At 43.6% G+C, this 14,186-nt stretch carries 12 protein-coding genes and 1 tRNA gene; 7 read left to right on the top strand and 6 right to left on the bottom strand.

From position 1 onward, the window contains the following. The first annotated feature begins 467 nt into the window (after positions 1 to 467). Both rraB and AB4167_RS11635 read left to right on the top strand, forming a co-directional pair. The gene (rraB, locus tag AB4167_RS11630) at positions 468 to 884 is read left to right on the top strand and encodes a ribonuclease E inhibitor RraB (RefSeq protein ID WP_017058930.1); all 417 of its coding nucleotides are present in this window, start codon (positions 468 to 470) and stop codon (positions 882 to 884) included. Between the two features lie 125 nt (positions 885 to 1,009). Beyond that, entirely contained in the window at positions 1,010 to 1,804 is a 795-nt protein-coding gene (locus tag AB4167_RS11635; RefSeq protein ID WP_017058931.1) for a glycosyl hydrolase 2 galactose-binding domain-containing protein, read from the top strand. Between the two features lie 49 nt (positions 1,805 to 1,853). Here the strand turns inward: AB4167_RS11635 and AB4167_RS11640 are convergent, their stop codons facing one another. From AB4167_RS11640 to pepA, 5 genes are all read right to left on the bottom strand, one after another. Next, on the bottom strand, positions 1,854 to 2,348 hold the full coding sequence (locus AB4167_RS11640; RefSeq protein WP_017066666.1) for a GNAT family N-acetyltransferase: 495 nt from the start codon (positions 2,346 to 2,348) through the stop codon (positions 1,854 to 1,856). A gap of 47 nt (positions 2,349 to 2,395) precedes the next feature. After that, the gene (locus AB4167_RS11645; RefSeq protein WP_017058933.1) at positions 2,396 to 2,800 is read right to left on the bottom strand and encodes a DUF2061 domain-containing protein; all 405 of its coding nucleotides are present in this window, start codon (positions 2,798 to 2,800) and stop codon (positions 2,396 to 2,398) included. 228 nt (positions 2,801 to 3,028) lie between these two features. Then, on the bottom strand, positions 3,029 to 5,902 hold the full coding sequence (locus tag AB4167_RS11650; protein ID WP_372136556.1) for a valine--tRNA ligase: 2,874 nt from the start codon (positions 5,900 to 5,902) through the stop codon (positions 3,029 to 3,031). A 102-nt stretch (positions 5,903 to 6,004) separates the two neighbouring features. Then, positions 6,005 to 6,454 (bottom strand): DNA polymerase III subunit chi, encoded by a 450-nt coding sequence (locus tag AB4167_RS11655; protein WP_017066664.1) that lies wholly within the window; start codon positions 6,452 to 6,454, stop codon positions 6,005 to 6,007. Positions 6,455 to 6,553: 99 nt separating this feature from the next. Further along, a complete protein-coding gene (gene pepA / locus AB4167_RS11660) occupies positions 6,554 to 8,074 on the bottom strand; it encodes a leucyl aminopeptidase (protein ID WP_017058936.1) in 1,521 nt (506 codons plus the stop codon). Positions 8,075 to 8,266: 192 nt separating this feature from the next. Between pepA and lptF the strand changes: the two genes are divergently transcribed. Then, the gene (gene lptF / locus AB4167_RS11665; RefSeq protein WP_017058937.1) at positions 8,267 to 9,367 is read left to right on the top strand and encodes an LPS export ABC transporter permease LptF; all 1,101 of its coding nucleotides are present in this window, start codon (positions 8,267 to 8,269) and stop codon (positions 9,365 to 9,367) included. 3 nt (positions 9,368 to 9,370) lie between these two features. Next, the gene (gene lptG / locus AB4167_RS11670) at positions 9,371 to 10,441 is read left to right on the top strand and encodes an LPS export ABC transporter permease LptG (RefSeq protein ID WP_017058938.1); all 1,071 of its coding nucleotides are present in this window, start codon (positions 9,371 to 9,373) and stop codon (positions 10,439 to 10,441) included. 64 nt (positions 10,442 to 10,505) lie between these two features. On the opposite strand, the gene AB4167_RS11675 is transcribed toward lptG, so the two are convergent. Further along, the gene (locus AB4167_RS11675; protein ID WP_372136557.1) at positions 10,506 to 10,982 is read right to left on the bottom strand and encodes an RDD family protein; all 477 of its coding nucleotides are present in this window, start codon (positions 10,980 to 10,982) and stop codon (positions 10,506 to 10,508) included. 194 nt (positions 10,983 to 11,176) lie between these two features. On the opposite strand from AB4167_RS11675, the gene AB4167_RS11680 reads away from it, so the two are divergent. From AB4167_RS11680 to AB4167_RS11690, 3 genes are all read left to right on the top strand, one after another. Further along, positions 11,177 to 11,261: transfer RNA gene (locus tag AB4167_RS11680), tRNA-Leu, on the top strand. A gap of 560 nt (positions 11,262 to 11,821) precedes the next feature. Continuing rightward, entirely contained in the window at positions 11,822 to 12,229 is a 408-nt protein-coding gene (locus tag AB4167_RS11685) for a VOC family protein (RefSeq protein WP_017058940.1), read from the top strand. Positions 12,230 to 12,312: 83 nt separating this feature from the next. Beyond that, positions 12,313 to 13,566 (top strand): HD-GYP domain-containing protein, encoded by a 1,254-nt coding sequence (locus tag AB4167_RS11690; RefSeq protein WP_017063746.1) that lies wholly within the window; start codon positions 12,313 to 12,315, stop codon positions 13,564 to 13,566. Positions 13,567 to 14,186 lie beyond the last annotated feature (620 nt).

A 14,186-nucleotide genomic window follows, 5' to 3' on the forward strand; every position in this document is an offset into this window, starting at 1 on the left:
AACCTGTGATTTTTAAGTTTATACAGATTAAATTCCAACTAACTGGCTATCGAGCGGAACAACGTTTTTGAGGATCTATGCTCAATTCGTGGCTTGTTAAAATTGAATTTTGCTTATTAATCGTGATTTTTTATTCACTATTATGCACTTTTTGATAACAAGCTGAGGATTTATGCACCCCAAAAGCGGTTTAGCGTATGCACCTAACGTGACTAATCACGCAAGTTTTATTCAATAAGCCCTAAAGTGGCCACAAAAACGAAATGCTAAAATACGGCGTAGTTAATAAAATGTTGAAAATTTGTTTCTGTGATTTTGATTTCACTTTTGAATTGATATTGGCGCTGCGATCTCGCGATAAACTTACCTTTCTAGGCCTGATCTGGGTGGCTTTTCTGGACGATCCGTGCCATATTTCGTGGCAATCAAATTTGATCTTTTCATAGTCAACACTCTGGAGCAGACACATGTCTCACGAAGATGAATATCTATCAGTAGCGGAATTAATTGAATTTCAAAAGGAAGAGACTCGCGACATCATTACAGCATTAATTGAAGATGGTAGCGATCCTGAAGCTCTATACGATATCGAGCATCACCTATTTGCTGAAGATTTCGATGTGCTTGAGAAAGCGGTTGTTGAAGCATTCAAAATGGGCTTTGAAGTGCTTGAAGCTGAAGAGACAGAAGACGAAGATGGCAATAAGCTACTTTGTTGTGATGCAACGATGCAATGCACTCTGAATGCAGAAGCGATTGATGAGCAAGTTGAGAAGCTTGTAAACCTTGCAGAGAAGTTTGACATTATCTACGACGGCTGGGGCACTTACTACGAAGGTGAAGATGCTATCTACCCAGACGAAGATGATGAAGGCGAAGAGTAATTCTTTCCCAATTTTAAAAAATGCCAGCCTCGAGCTGGCATTTTTTTACCCTCAGAAAAATAAATGTCTTTATATGCATTCATTCATTATAATGCGGTCAAAATTGATCTAGCTCAAGGAATGATATGCGGTTGCTTCTCGATGGTCTTTGGCAAATTTCGCCACTGACGGATCTCTCTATCCCACAAGATGACATCACCTTTCCGGCTCCGTTAAGCTCAAAGCTCCCTGATAGCTTGAGTGAAAGTCAAATTGCAGAGCAAGAGTGGCACCTGATGCACGACATCGAAGTGGATGACGCTATGTTAGCGTGTCCATTTGTTGAGTTAGTGATGGCTGGAGTCGATTATTTTGCTGAAGTTCGACTTAATGGTGTGGCTGTTTTTGATTGTGATGGTAGCCAAGCTGAATACCGTAAAGATATCCGTCCTTATATGCAGTCCGGCCGAAACCGTTTCGAGATCCTTTTCCTTGAAGAAGAGGAGAGCCTATTGCTTGAAGAAGACATGGATGACTCTGTATCTTCACAGGCTATCGCTAAATCTGATTCACGCATCGGGATTTGGCAAGCGCCATACCTGCAGTTCGTTCGAAACGTCAAGCTAGAGCAAGTTGTCACAGAGCAGATCTGGCACCACGGTGGTGGCTGTGAGTTTAAAGTGGATGTTATCTATCAAACGCTAAAGGCGGGGTTAGTATCGGCATCCATCAAGTTTAATGGTATGACTCTCGTGATGCCGATTGATGTACGCGCTGAACATACTGGCGTCGTGTTCCAGGTCGAAGCTCCTATCATTTTTGATATTGAGAATCCTAACCCCAAGTATCTATACCCATTAGAAGTGGTACTTGATGGGCAAGAAGAGAGTTCTTTTGTTGCCTTGAACCCAACTTCTTGCGTCAGTAACTTTCTACGTTAACTCCGTATATATTAGCGTTATCTTCTTTCGCTATAGCGGCGCATTCTGCTTATAACGACTTGGCCATGACAACCTCACAAGCGTCGTGGCCTGTTTCTCCCCAAGCTGACTCAAGATGCTCAAACCCAAGCTTCTCATAGAGTTTGACCGCAGCACCCAAGCACTTCGTCGTTTCTAAATACATGTGTTGATACCCAAGTTGCTTGGCTTGCTTTAAGCTCAAAGCGACAATTCGCTTGGCTAGGCCATGCCCTCGAGTTTGCGGTAAGAAGTACATCTTTTGTAGCTCACACACATTGGGTTTACCTGCTAGAGGGGCAAAGCCACCGCCTCCGACGATCTTTCCGTTGTGTTCGATAACCCAGTACATTGCATTCGCTTGGCTATAGACAGAGTACATATCATCGAGTGTTGGGTCGGCTACGCCATAACCTTTATCTTCTGTGAGTCCATGCTCAGCCGAAACTTGGCGAATGATTTGTGCGATGCTTGGGTTGTCTTGCGGTGTAATGGGTCTAAGGGTGAACTCAGCAATTTGTTCCATGATCTGCCTATGAAAGGGTCACTAATATGTGACCCAATATATGGTGACTAAGCATGTTGGTGCAAACAGAATTGTTGTTGTGCCATTTGGTCGCCTGATTTACGTAACCAGACTTTCTCGTGGAAGTAGTAAGCAACGGTATTTAAAGTTGGCTCTAGCAAAGCCATCACGCCGCCTATGAAAGCATCTCCAGTCAACAAGTAGACAACGGTAAAGGCAACACTAAAGTGGATGGTAGCAAAGCTTGCTGTTTTTAATTTGGTCATCCACTGGCGAGCTTTAAGAGCTGGAACTTGAGCCCACGCCTTTTCATGAAAATAGAAGGCAACAGTATTCACAGAGGGCTCAATCATAGCGATTAAGCTACCAATTAAGATGTCGCCTGTTAGTACATAAGCGACACTAAATGCGATAGTAAAATGTAATGCAGCAAAGGTTAGTGTCTTTTTCATGATAATTACTCAGTCGTTGTGTTGTTTTGATAGCTCTATTATTGAGAATTATTATCATTAAGTATAATGGGAAGTAGAGATTAATTTGATAGATGAAACCTATCAATCAGTGCGGCTAGAGTGAGAAGCATTGGAATATTGGAATCAGGGACATAAAAAAAGGCTGGTCACCAAGACCAACCTTTCTATTTAGACCGAGAAGTTTGAAGCCTTCTCGTTCACTCGGTTTTAAAGCGCAGCGATTGTCGCTTTTTGCTCTTCAAGCTTAACAAGAGTTTCCTTGTAGCCTTCAAGCTTTTCACGCTCTTTCGCGATAACTGCTTCTGGTGCTTTAGCAACGAAACCTTCGTTACCTAGCTTACCTTCGATACGTTTAATCTCGCCGTGAGTCTTAGCGACTTCTTTATCTAGACGAGCAAGCTCTGCATCTTTGTCGATAAGACCCGCCATTGGGATCATCAACTCAGATTTGCCAACCAGTTTAGTTGCACAAGCAGGAGTCTCTTCACCATCAGCTAGAACTTTAATATCGTCTAGCTTAGCTAGAGAAGTAAGAACGATCTTGTTCGCTTCGATACGAGCGGCATCTTTCTCATCAGCAACCTTGATCATTACTTCTAAGCCTTGGCTTGGTGCAATGTCGTATTCCGCACGTAGGTTACGGATAGCAGTGATGAAAGTCTTAACCCATTCGATGTCGTCAACGATCTCAGCATTGAAGTTAGCTTCATTAAACTGAGGAAGCGCTTGAGTCATGATTGTCTCGCCTTCAACGCCGTCTACTAGCGGCTTAACGCTCTGCCAGATAGATTCAGTGATGTAAGGAAGAACAGGGTGAGCAAGACGCAGAGTCTTCTCAAGAACCGTGATAAGCGTGTAACGAGTCGCTTGTTGTTGAGCTTCAGTACCTTTCCAAAGAACAGGTTTAGTTAGCTCTAAGTACCAGTCACAGAATTGGTTCCAGATGAATTCGTAAAGCGTGTTTGCTGCCATGTCTAGACGGTAGTTGTCTAGGTGAGCATTAAACTCTTTCGCTGCAACTTCAAACTGAGACTCAATCCACTTATCGGCTAGAGAGAATTCCATGTTTGCACGGTCTTCTACAGACAGTGACATGCCACAGTCGTGCTCTTCTGTGTTCATCAGTACGTAACGGCTTGCGTTCCATAGCTTGTTACAGAAGTTACGGTAACCTTCAAGACGCTTCATGTCCCAGTTGATGTCACGGCCAGTTGAAGCCATAGCAGCAAGAGTGAAACGCAGTGCGTCAGTACCGTAGGGTTCGATACCGTTTTCGAATGTTTTACGTGTGTTCTTTTCGATCTTAGCAGCCAGTTTAGGTTGCATCATGTTGCCACAACGCTTCTCTACTAGCTCTTCAAGGCCGATGCCGTCAATCATGTCGATTGGGTCAAGTACGTTACCTTTCGACTTAGACATCTTATCGCCGTTTTCATCACGGATAAGACCTGTCATGTAAACAGTTTTGAAAGGTACTTGAGCCTTGCCATCTTCGTCTTTCACGAAGTGCATGGTCATCATGATCATACGAGCAACCCAGAAGAAGATAATATCAAAACCAGATACTAGTACTTCAGATGGGTGGAATGTTTTCAGTGCTTCAGTATCTTCAGGCCAGCCTTGTGTGCCGAACGTCCAAAGTGCAGAAGAGAACCAAGTATCCAGTACGTCGTCGTCTTGCTTAAGCACAACAACAGGCGCTAGGTTGTTCTTTTCACGAACTTCTTCTTCAGTGCGACCTACGTAAACTTTACCATCGTTGTCGTACCATGCTGGGATACGGTGGCCCCACCAAAGTTGACGAGAGATACACCAGTCTTGCACGTCACGCATCCACGCGAAGTACATGTTTTCGTACTGCTTAGGTACGAATTGGATTTGACCATCTTCAACCGCTTTAACTGCAGGTTCTGCAAGAGGTGCTGTGCGCACGTACCATTGGTCAGTCAGCATTGGTTCGATAACCACGCCACCACGGTCGCCGTAAGGGACAGTCAGGTCGTGATCTTTGATCTCTTCAAGAAGACCAAGCTCATCGAATTCAGCAACGATAGCTTTACGTGCAGAAAAACGCTCCATACCTTGGTACTTAGCAGGGATACCTGTTGAGTAAACATCGCTTTCTTCGCCGTTAGTCGTGAAGACTTCAGCAGCATCACGGATATCAGCATTGAACGTTAGGATGTTGATCATCGGTAGGTTGTTGCGCTTACCCACTTCGTAATCGTTAAAGTCATGAGCTGGAGTGATCTTCACACAACCCGTGCCTTTTTCCATGTCTGCGTGCTCATCGCCTACGATAGGGATAAGACGGTTTACAACAGGAAGTAGGATTTCTTTGCCGATAAGATCTTTGTAACGAGGATCTTCTGGGTTAACAGCAACACCAGTATCGCCAAGCATGGTTTCAGGACGAGTAGTCGCAACAACGATGTAGTCTTTACCATCTGCCGTTTTAACACCGTTCGCTAGCGGGTAGCGGAAGTGCCACATGAAACCTTTTTTGTCTTTGTTTTCAACTTCAAGATCCGAGATTGCAGTGTGCAGTTTAGGATCCCAGTTTACTAGACGTTTACCACGGTAGATTAGGTCTTCTTCGTATAGACGAACAAACACTTCTTGAGTCGCAGCCGATAGGCCGTCATCCATAGTGAATCGTTCACGATCCCAATCTACAGATGCACCAAGACGACGAAGTTGTTGAGTGATCGTGCCACCTGATTCGCCTTTCCATTCCCAGATCTTGTCGATGAAAGCTTCACGGCCGTAGTCGTGTTTTGTTTTGCCTTCTTCGGCAGCAATCTTACGCTCAACAACCATTTGAGTTGCGATACCAGCGTGGTCAGTACCCACTTGCCAAAGCGTGTTTTTGCCTTTCATACGTTGAGCACGGATAAGCGTATCCATGATCGTATCTTGGAACGCGTGACCCATGTGTAGGCTGCCAGTGACGTTCGGTGGCGGGATCATGATGCTGTAAGCTTCTTTTGATGTGTCACCGTGTGGCTTAAAGTAGCCTTTCTCTTCCCAAGTCTTATACAGAGCTTGTTCGATTGATGTTGGGTTGTATGTCTTTTCCATAGTGCTCTTAAACGGATACTGTGAATGGTTAATCGTGGTCAAACTTCATAAGTGAAGCTTCTTGAATCTAAATCCAAAGATAGCTTTAACTATGAGGTTTGACTATGGATGTTGAATCTCGATAGTTTGTAGCTGATATCTAGCTTGACGGTAAATTTTATACCTTTCTCGAGCGAGTTGCTTAGCTTTTTCTTCGCAAGGGACGAAGTCTATCACCTGAGCAAAGGCGTTCGCAAAGGTTGTATGATTATCGGCCAGATTAATTACTAGCTGACGATTCCAATTATGTTTTACGCCTTGATAGCCAATTTCGATGTTGGTTGAATACTTCGGGCCTTCGCCAACCAAGTTGTGCGCAATAAAATCACAGGGTTCGACTTGCCAGAAAACTTCAGCAATACGCTCGGCATGCTCTTTGTCATTACAGTTGAGATAAAGTTTAGCGCCTTGTTTTGCAAAGTGCTGAGCAAGAAACAGCACATAGTGAGCAAAACCATCTTCGCTGGCTTGCGGGCTGTCTGAAGGCACAATGTAAAATGTAGCTGTCTGCATACTTAATACTCGAACTGAAAATCGTGGATATCAATGTTACTTGGTTAACAGGGTCTAACAAATAGCGCTTATTAAAAAAGGGCCCGTAGGCCCTTTTTATTATTTTGAAGATTGCTCTTCAGTCTCTTGGCCGCTGCGGTTCAATAAGAATTGGACTAGCATTGAGACAGGACGACCTGTCGAGCCTTTCGCTGCGCCTGACTTCCAAGCTGTACCAGCACTGTCGATGTGTGCCCAGTGGTACTTCTTAGTGAATTTAGACAGGAAACAACCAGCAGTGATTGTGCCGCCAGGACGGCCACCGATGTTCGCCATATCAGCGAATGGGCTGTTTAGCTGCTCATGGTACTCGTCTGCCATTGGTAGACGCCATGCACGGTCACTTGCTTGCTCTGAAGCATTAACAAGTTCGTGAGAAAGTGGGTTGTGGTTCGATAGAACGCCACTGATGTGGTGACCTAGAGCGATAACACATGCGCCAGTTAGCGTAGCAACATCGACAACACAGTCAGGTTCAAAACGCTCAACGTAAGTTAGAGCATCACATAGAACCAAGCGACCTTCAGCATCAGTGTTGAGTACTTCAACCGTTTGGCCTGACATTGTCGTTAGGATATCACCTGGACGGTAAGCATTGCTGCCCGGCATGTTTTCACAACCGGCTAGGATACCAACCACGTTAATAGGCAGGTTCAGCTTAGCCAGTGCTTTCATTGTACCGAATACAGACGCCGCACCACACATGTCGTACTTCATCTCATCCATGCCTTCACCAGGCTTAAGCGAGATACCGCCTGAATCGAAAGTCAGACCTTTACCTACTAATACAATCGGCTTCGCATCTGGATCCGGAGCGCCTTTGTATTCCATGATAGACATCATCGATTCATTTTTAGAGCCACGGCCAACTGCTAGGTATGATGTCATACCCAGTTTTTCCATCTCTTCTTCGCCAATGATCTTAGTCTTCACTGTCTCGTAATCGTCGGCTAAACGACGAGCTTGAGAAGCAAGGTAAGCAGGGTTTGCGATGTTTGGTGGCATGTTGCCTAGATCTTTAGACGCTTTTACACCTGAAGCAATAGCAAGGCCGTGAGAGATTGCTTTCTCACCCAGGCTCAATTCGCGACGTGTTGGTACATTGAATACCAATTTACGTAGTGGGCGACGAGTCTCTGGCTTGTTGCTCTTGAATTGGTCAAATGTGTAAAGACCATCTTTAGTCGCTTCTACCGCTTGGCGAACTTTCCAATAAGTGTCGCGACCTTTAACGTGAAGTTCTGTAAGGAAACATACAGCTTCCATAGAACCTGTTTCGTTTAGTGTACTGATGGTTTTTTGGATAATTTCTTTGTATTGACGCTCGCCTAGCTCACGTTCTTTACCACAGCCTACCAGTAGAACACGTTCTGAAAGTACACCAGGTACTTGATGCAGTAGTAGCATCTGGCCAGGTTTACCCTCTAGATCACCGCGACGAAGCAGTGAACTAATGTAGCCATCGCTAATCTTATCTAATTGCTCGGCTACTGGAGAAAGGCGGCGCGGTTCGAATACACCGACAACGATACATGCGCTGCGCTGTTTCTCTGGGCTGCCACTTTTTACACTGAACTCCATGCGTACTCCTACATCCTGAAGACAAATCGAACTAAATGTTAGATAATGGGTTCTTACTTGTTGGATCCTATAATGGAACTAACCTTAAAGAAGAACGCTAACACTTAGCTAAAAATTTAAAAAAATAAAAGGTTCAACGGGAAATTATAGTGATTCAATCAAAAAAACAAGTTTTGTATAGGTAATTTGAGCGTGATTATTGTTAGATATTTGATCCGCGAGACAATCAAGAGCCAATTTGCGATCTTTTTTGTTCTCTTTCTCGTGTTTCTCAGCCAAAAATTCATCAGTGTTTTAGCGGATGCCTCTGATGGTGATATCCCTGCGAGTCTTATATTGTCGATTGTTGGCTTAAATATGCCAGCGATGGGCCTATTGATGCTTCCACTCAGTATCTATATTGGTATTTTGCTTACTTTTGGCCGCCTTTACGCTGAAAGTGAAATAGTGGTCATGAACGCCACCGGTATCGGTAATAAATTCCTGATCCAATCTGCGCTTTACCTCGCTTTAATTACGGCATCTGTTGCAGCCTTTAACTCATTTTGGTTATCTCCTTGGTCACAAGACAAAGTTGAACAAATGTATGAAGAAGTAGCTGCAGAGAACAGCGTTGATTTGCTACCAAAAGGTAAGTTTGAAGGTACGCCGGATGGCTCTTCTGTCGTGTTTATTGATGATATCGACGGTAATAAGTTAGAAAACGTGTTCGTAGCTCAAATGCGTCCGCGTGATTCTGTACTGCCAAGTGTGATGTTCTCGAAGTCAGGTGATGTAAAAGAGCTCAGTGATGGTCGCCAAGTGATCGTAATGTACGATGGTACTCGTCATGAAGGCATTCCGACTCGCCTCGACTACAGGGTGACGCACTTTGAAGAATACGAAGGCCTGATTGGTCAGCGTGAAGTTGAGAAGAAAGGTCGAGACTGGGAAGCGATCCCTACGCTTGAACTGATTGGTAACTCAAATAATAGTGCGAAAGCAGAGTTGCAGTGGCGTATTTCTTTGGTACTTTGTATTCCATTGTTGACCATGCTTGTCGTGCCACTGTCTGCGGTAAACCCTCGACAAGGTCGTTTTGCGAAAATCGGCCCAGCAATACTGATTTATCTCACCTATTTCTTAGCAATCAGTGCAACCAAGTCTTCAATCGAAGAGGGGAGCATTCCTGCGGTAATCGGCATGTGGCCAATCAATGCGTTATTGTTATTTGTTGCGATTGGTGCCAACTTTATGGATAGCGTGCCAGTAAGGCGTTTGAAAGAAAAATTCAAGAATAAGAGGTTGGCTTAAGCCGTGTTTAAGATTCTCGATTTATATATAGGCAGAACCATCATCGCAACGACGTCACTGGTATTGGTGACGTTTGTTGGTCTCTCTGGGATCATCAAATATGTAGAACAGCTAAGAAAAGTTGGCCGTGGTACATACGATCTATTACAAGCGCTGTATTTCGTTTTATTGAGTATCCCTCGTGATATCGAAATGTTCTTTCCAATGGCTGCATTGCTTGGCGCATTGATAGGGCTTGGTATGCTTGCTGCAAGTTCTGAGCTTGTCGTTATGCAGGCAGCTGGTTTCTCTAAGTTAGATATCGGCCTATCAGTACTTAAAACAGCTATTCCACTGATGATCGTGGTGACATTGCTTGGTCAATGGGGAGCACCGCAAGCGCAGAAAATGGCTCGTGATTTAAGAACTATCTCGATTGCTGGTGGTAATATTATTTCGACGCAAAGTGGTGTCTGGGCTCGTGATGCCAATGACTTCATCTTCATTGTCAAAATCGATGACCAGAAGCTATATGGAATGAACATGTGGCGCTTTGATGAAAACAAGGCACTTAAAACCGCTATTTATTCTGACGAAGTTGATTACGTTGGAGACAACGTGTGGACGATGAAGGATGTAGAGATCACGTCTTTTGAAAACGAACTTCAAATTACTAAAGAAAGTTTACCGACTTACTCTTGGGAAACGTCATTAGCTCCAGATAAGTTGGCGATAGTAACGGTTAAACCAGAAGAGCTATCGTTAAGTGGGTTGTATGATTATGTTTCTTATCTGAAGGCGTCAGAGCAAGATGCATCACGCTATGAATTGGCGCTGTGGAGAAAGATAACCCAGCCAATTTCGATCGCGGTTATGATGTTGATGGCACTGTCGTTTATCTTTGGTCCTTTGCGTAGTGTGACCATGGGTGCGAGGATTTTGTCAGGTGTTATTGCTGGCTTTACCTTCTATATATCCAGTGAGTTCTTTGGCCCAGTGAGTTTGGTTTATCAAATACCACCCGCCTTTGGCGCAATAGCCCCGAGCGTGGTGTTCCTTGGAATTGCCATCATGCTCTTGAGGCGGAAACTGTAAATAGTAAAAAGGAAGGCATAACGCCTTCCTTTTTTGATCTTGATTGGAGCTAACTTAAATCACATTATCGTGCTTGTGGTAACACAACGACTTCGGTCTTTGCCCAGATATCGTGAAAGCCACGCTTTTTTGGATCGAATGGAACACATAGGTTTGCCAATCCAAAACCTGAAGTACCTAAACGAATCAGCGCCTGAGTTACTGTGATCGCTGAGCCATCTTTGTTTTGAACGCGCAGCTTCCAAGCTCTCATGCCGAGAGTTTGACCAGCTCTAGTCCAGAAGAACACGAAGAAATATACCCAAACGGCGACTAAGTAAAAGGTATATGCAGGGCTCCAAATCGGATGGTTGGTTAAGAAGTCACTAACATCGGCATAACCGCTGTGGTTAAAAATGCCGAGAGCCATGAGCGCGTGCAGTAGAGCGACAATGACGCCAGCCGCCAACATTTCAATAGCGATTACGATCAGAGCGTCGTAGAACAAGGCACCATATCGGCGCATGACTCCTGCTGGTGGCAGAGTGTTTGTTGATGTCATGTGTTATTACTTCTTTAAAAATTGAGGCGTCAGAATATAGTTTAAGGCTTAGCCTGAAAAGAGACATGACGCACAGCTTATGACTTAGTGGCGAAATTATCGGCAAACACACATGAATTCAAGTTTTTATACTTGCCACATCAGTTCGCATACGTATAATGCCAAACATCGAAAGGGCAATGCCCCAAGATAATGCCGGTATGGTGAAATTGGTATACACGACGGATTCAAAATCCGTTGCCTTCGGGCGTGGCGGTTCAAGTCCGCCTACCGGTACCATATTTAAATGACAAAGCCTCGACGAAAGTCGGGGCTTTGTTGTATCTGGGATATAGGAAGCGTTGCCTTCGCGGTGGCGGCAGGAATGCCTGTCCAATCAGTCCGCCTACCGGTACCAAACATAGAAAGGTCGCTTTGGGCGTTTGTGAATTTTAAATCCAGCGTGTCGGCTTGGATGCAAGCCCAGTCAAGTCACCTACCGGCACCATATTTAAATGACAAAGCCTAGATGAAAATCGGGGCTTTGTTGTGGGGTATAGGAAGCATTGCCTTCACGGTGGCGGCAAGAATGCCTGTCCAATCAGTCCGCCTATCGGTACCAAACATAGAAAGGTCGCTTTTATAGCGACCTTTCTATGTTTTGGACGTATGTGAATTTGAAATCCGGCGTGTCGTTGCAGTTGCTCTTCAATCAGACAGATCTTGATGTTTCACTCCTAAATCTCATAATTTCCCTTCGCTATTCGATCTGATAATGAATTAATTATCTTAAATCATGATGTTACCTGTCATTCTCTTTTCTATTGTCTATGTTTAAAGGACTAACAGAGGAGATAGATATGCTGACAGTAACCCCTTACTTGTTTTTTGATGGTCGTTGTAATGAAGCGTTGGATTTTTATCACAAGTGCTTTGGTGGTGTGGTTTTATCTAAGCAGCTTTTTAGTGATGCACCACAGGTAATCGAGGGCGCTCAACCTGATTGGGTTATGCATGCTGAGTTCGAAGCGTTTGGTATGAAGCTGATGATGTCTGATGGTGTTAAGGCAAAAGAACTTGAAGGCAACAATCTCGCTCTCTCTCTTGTGACTGAAGATAGCGCGACTCAAGAACAAATCTTTGAAAAGCTCAAGAAGGGAGGGCGGATAATGACTCCACTCGCAGATACTTTTTGGGGGGCTCGATTTGGCAAAGTAGAAGATAAATTCGGTATACGCTGGATGGTGCACTGCGACTCTTTAAGTTGAGCCTGTGAAATTGGATAGTGAAATTGCTGCTTGGTTTTATTAGAATTATAAATAGAGATTAATCATCAATATTATATATAAAAATGGGCAGCATAAAGATTACCGTAGATCGCATTCAGCCCGGTCTGCATATACGACTCCCCGTAAAATGGAATGAACACCCATTTTTATTCAACAGCTTTAAAATCAAAGATGACGCTCAAGTAAAAGTAATTCGACATCTTGGGATTAAGCACGTCTATATAAACCTGAGTCAAAGTGATACCTCACCTTTACCTGTTAATCACGTAGGTGAACAAGAAGTCGATATTGATTCACAGGTAAGCCTTGAAACGGAAAGAATGTGGAAAGATAAGCATGAGCGTATCGAAACCCTTAGCTCTTACCGCCGCAGGGTGAGTCATTGTGAGAGAGAGTTTGAACGTTCGCTTGCTCGAATGCGATCTGTGATGACCAAGATCCGTAACAGACCTTTAGATGCGGTAGGGGAGGTTAAGGCTCTTGTTGATGATATCGTTGAAACTCTAGTGAGCGATGATAACGTCACCTTGCACCTTATGAATGCTAAAGCAGATTTCGAAGATATTTACTTTCATACTCTAAATGTTTCGGTTGTTGCACTGATGATAGGAAAGGCCAAAGGCTATAACACACAGCAATTGAAAGACCTCTCATTCGCAGCGTTGTTTCACGATGTAGGCAAGATCAAAATACCAGTCGCGATACTAAGAAAGCAGAGTGCACTAACGGTGCCAGAAGAGAACTACCTGAAGCTTCATACTAAATACGGTGCGGATATTGTATCGGCAATTGATGACTTTCCTGAAAGTGCTAAAAAGGTGATCGCTCAACATCATGAGATGAATGATGGTTCTGGCTACCCCGAGGGCTTAAAAGAACATGAGATTGATGAATTTGCCAAGATAGTCGCCGTGGCTAATGCATTTGATAACCTTTGCCATGGTAAAACGCAATCTCAACAAATGATCCCGTATTTGGCACTGTCCCACCTATATAAGAGCTGCAAGCATCTATATAGCCAAGATAACTTGGGGCTGTTAGTTAAGTTCATGGGAGTCTATCCACCAGGAACTGTAGTACAGCTTTCAAATGACTCGATTGGGATTGTGATATCCGTTAACGCTAAACATATGCTTTATCCAAATGTACTTATCTATGATCCTAGCGTGCCAAGAACCCAAGCTCCGATCATTGACCTCTTTATTAAAGAGATCAAAATCGTTAATGCCGTTCATCCAAGCAAATTACCTGAACAAGTTCGAGAGTATCTAAACCCTAGGGCTCGTTTATCTTACTTTTTTGATAGTGGAGAGTAGTTATCCACAGGTCGTTGTGGGTAATTTGTTCGAAACTTGGGGTGAAAGTGGTATAAATAAGCCCTTGGTTGAAATGTCTTCGCTTAACCTCTTTTTTTAATAAAAAACGCATTTATTGCTTGCCAATATGAGCGGCATCTCTATAATGCCGCCTCACTGACACGGCAGACGCCACAAGGCTTCAGCGAGAAATGTTAGTAAGGCAACTAGCTTTAAGCGATGATTCGCTTCTACTTTTAGAAAGTAGGAATTAATTCCAAATAAGTGTTTGACACTGAGAATTAAATCGCTAGAATGGCCGCCTCTTCCGAAGTGATGTAAGTCACAACGAAGAGAAGTTCTTTAACAATTTAAACCTATCAATCTGTGTGGGCACTCGTTGATGAATATCAAAACGTTTTATCTTCCCTTTTTTAAAGAGAAGTAAAACAGATTCCTCGGAATCAAATTTGGTTTCAATGAACTGAGTGACCAATACGAATAACTACTTTCTCTTGTAGAAAGAAGGTATTTGGCACAGTCAATTCATTATCTTTCTGTTGGAAAGATAATAGCTTTAGAATTACTTTTTGTAGTTTTGAAGTCAGTATTCGTTGAGTCACAAAATCTTAAATTGAAGA

This window comes from Vibrio sp. 10N.286.49.E11, assembly GCF_041469505.1.
GTDB classification, from domain to species: Bacteria; Pseudomonadota; Gammaproteobacteria; order Enterobacterales; family Vibrionaceae; genus Vibrio; species Vibrio crassostreae_C.

Excerpts from the sequence above, each read along its gene's own strand:
- rraB (WP_017058930.1), top strand. The coding sequence starts at position 468 with ATGTCTCACGAAGATGAATATCTATCAGTAGCGGAATTAATTGAATTT.
- AB4167_RS11635 (WP_017058931.1), top strand. The coding sequence starts at position 1,010 with ATGCGGTTGCTTCTCGATGGTCTTTGGCAAATTTCGCCACTGACGGAT.
- AB4167_RS11640 (WP_017066666.1), bottom strand. The coding sequence starts at position 2,348 with ATGGAACAAATTGCTGAGTTCACCCTTAGACCCATTACACCGCAAGAC.
- AB4167_RS11645 (WP_017058933.1), bottom strand. The coding sequence starts at position 2,800 with ATGAAAAAGACACTAACCTTTGCTGCATTACATTTTACTATCGCATTT.
- AB4167_RS11650 (WP_372136556.1), bottom strand. The coding sequence starts at position 5,902 with ATGGAAAAGACATACAACCCAACATCAATCGAACAAGCTCTGTATAAG.
- AB4167_RS11655 (WP_017066664.1), bottom strand. The coding sequence starts at position 6,454 with ATGCAGACAGCTACATTTTACATTGTGCCTTCAGACAGCCCGCAAGCC.
- pepA (WP_017058936.1), bottom strand. The coding sequence starts at position 8,074 with ATGGAGTTCAGTGTAAAAAGTGGCAGCCCAGAGAAACAGCGCAGCGCA.
- AB4167_RS11675 (WP_372136557.1), bottom strand. The coding sequence starts at position 10,982 with ATGACATCAACAAACACTCTGCCACCAGCAGGAGTCATGCGCCGATAT.
- AB4167_RS11685 (WP_017058940.1), top strand. The coding sequence starts at position 11,822 with ATGCTGACAGTAACCCCTTACTTGTTTTTTGATGGTCGTTGTAATGAA.
- AB4167_RS11690 (WP_017063746.1), top strand. The coding sequence starts at position 12,313 with ATGGGCAGCATAAAGATTACCGTAGATCGCATTCAGCCCGGTCTGCAT.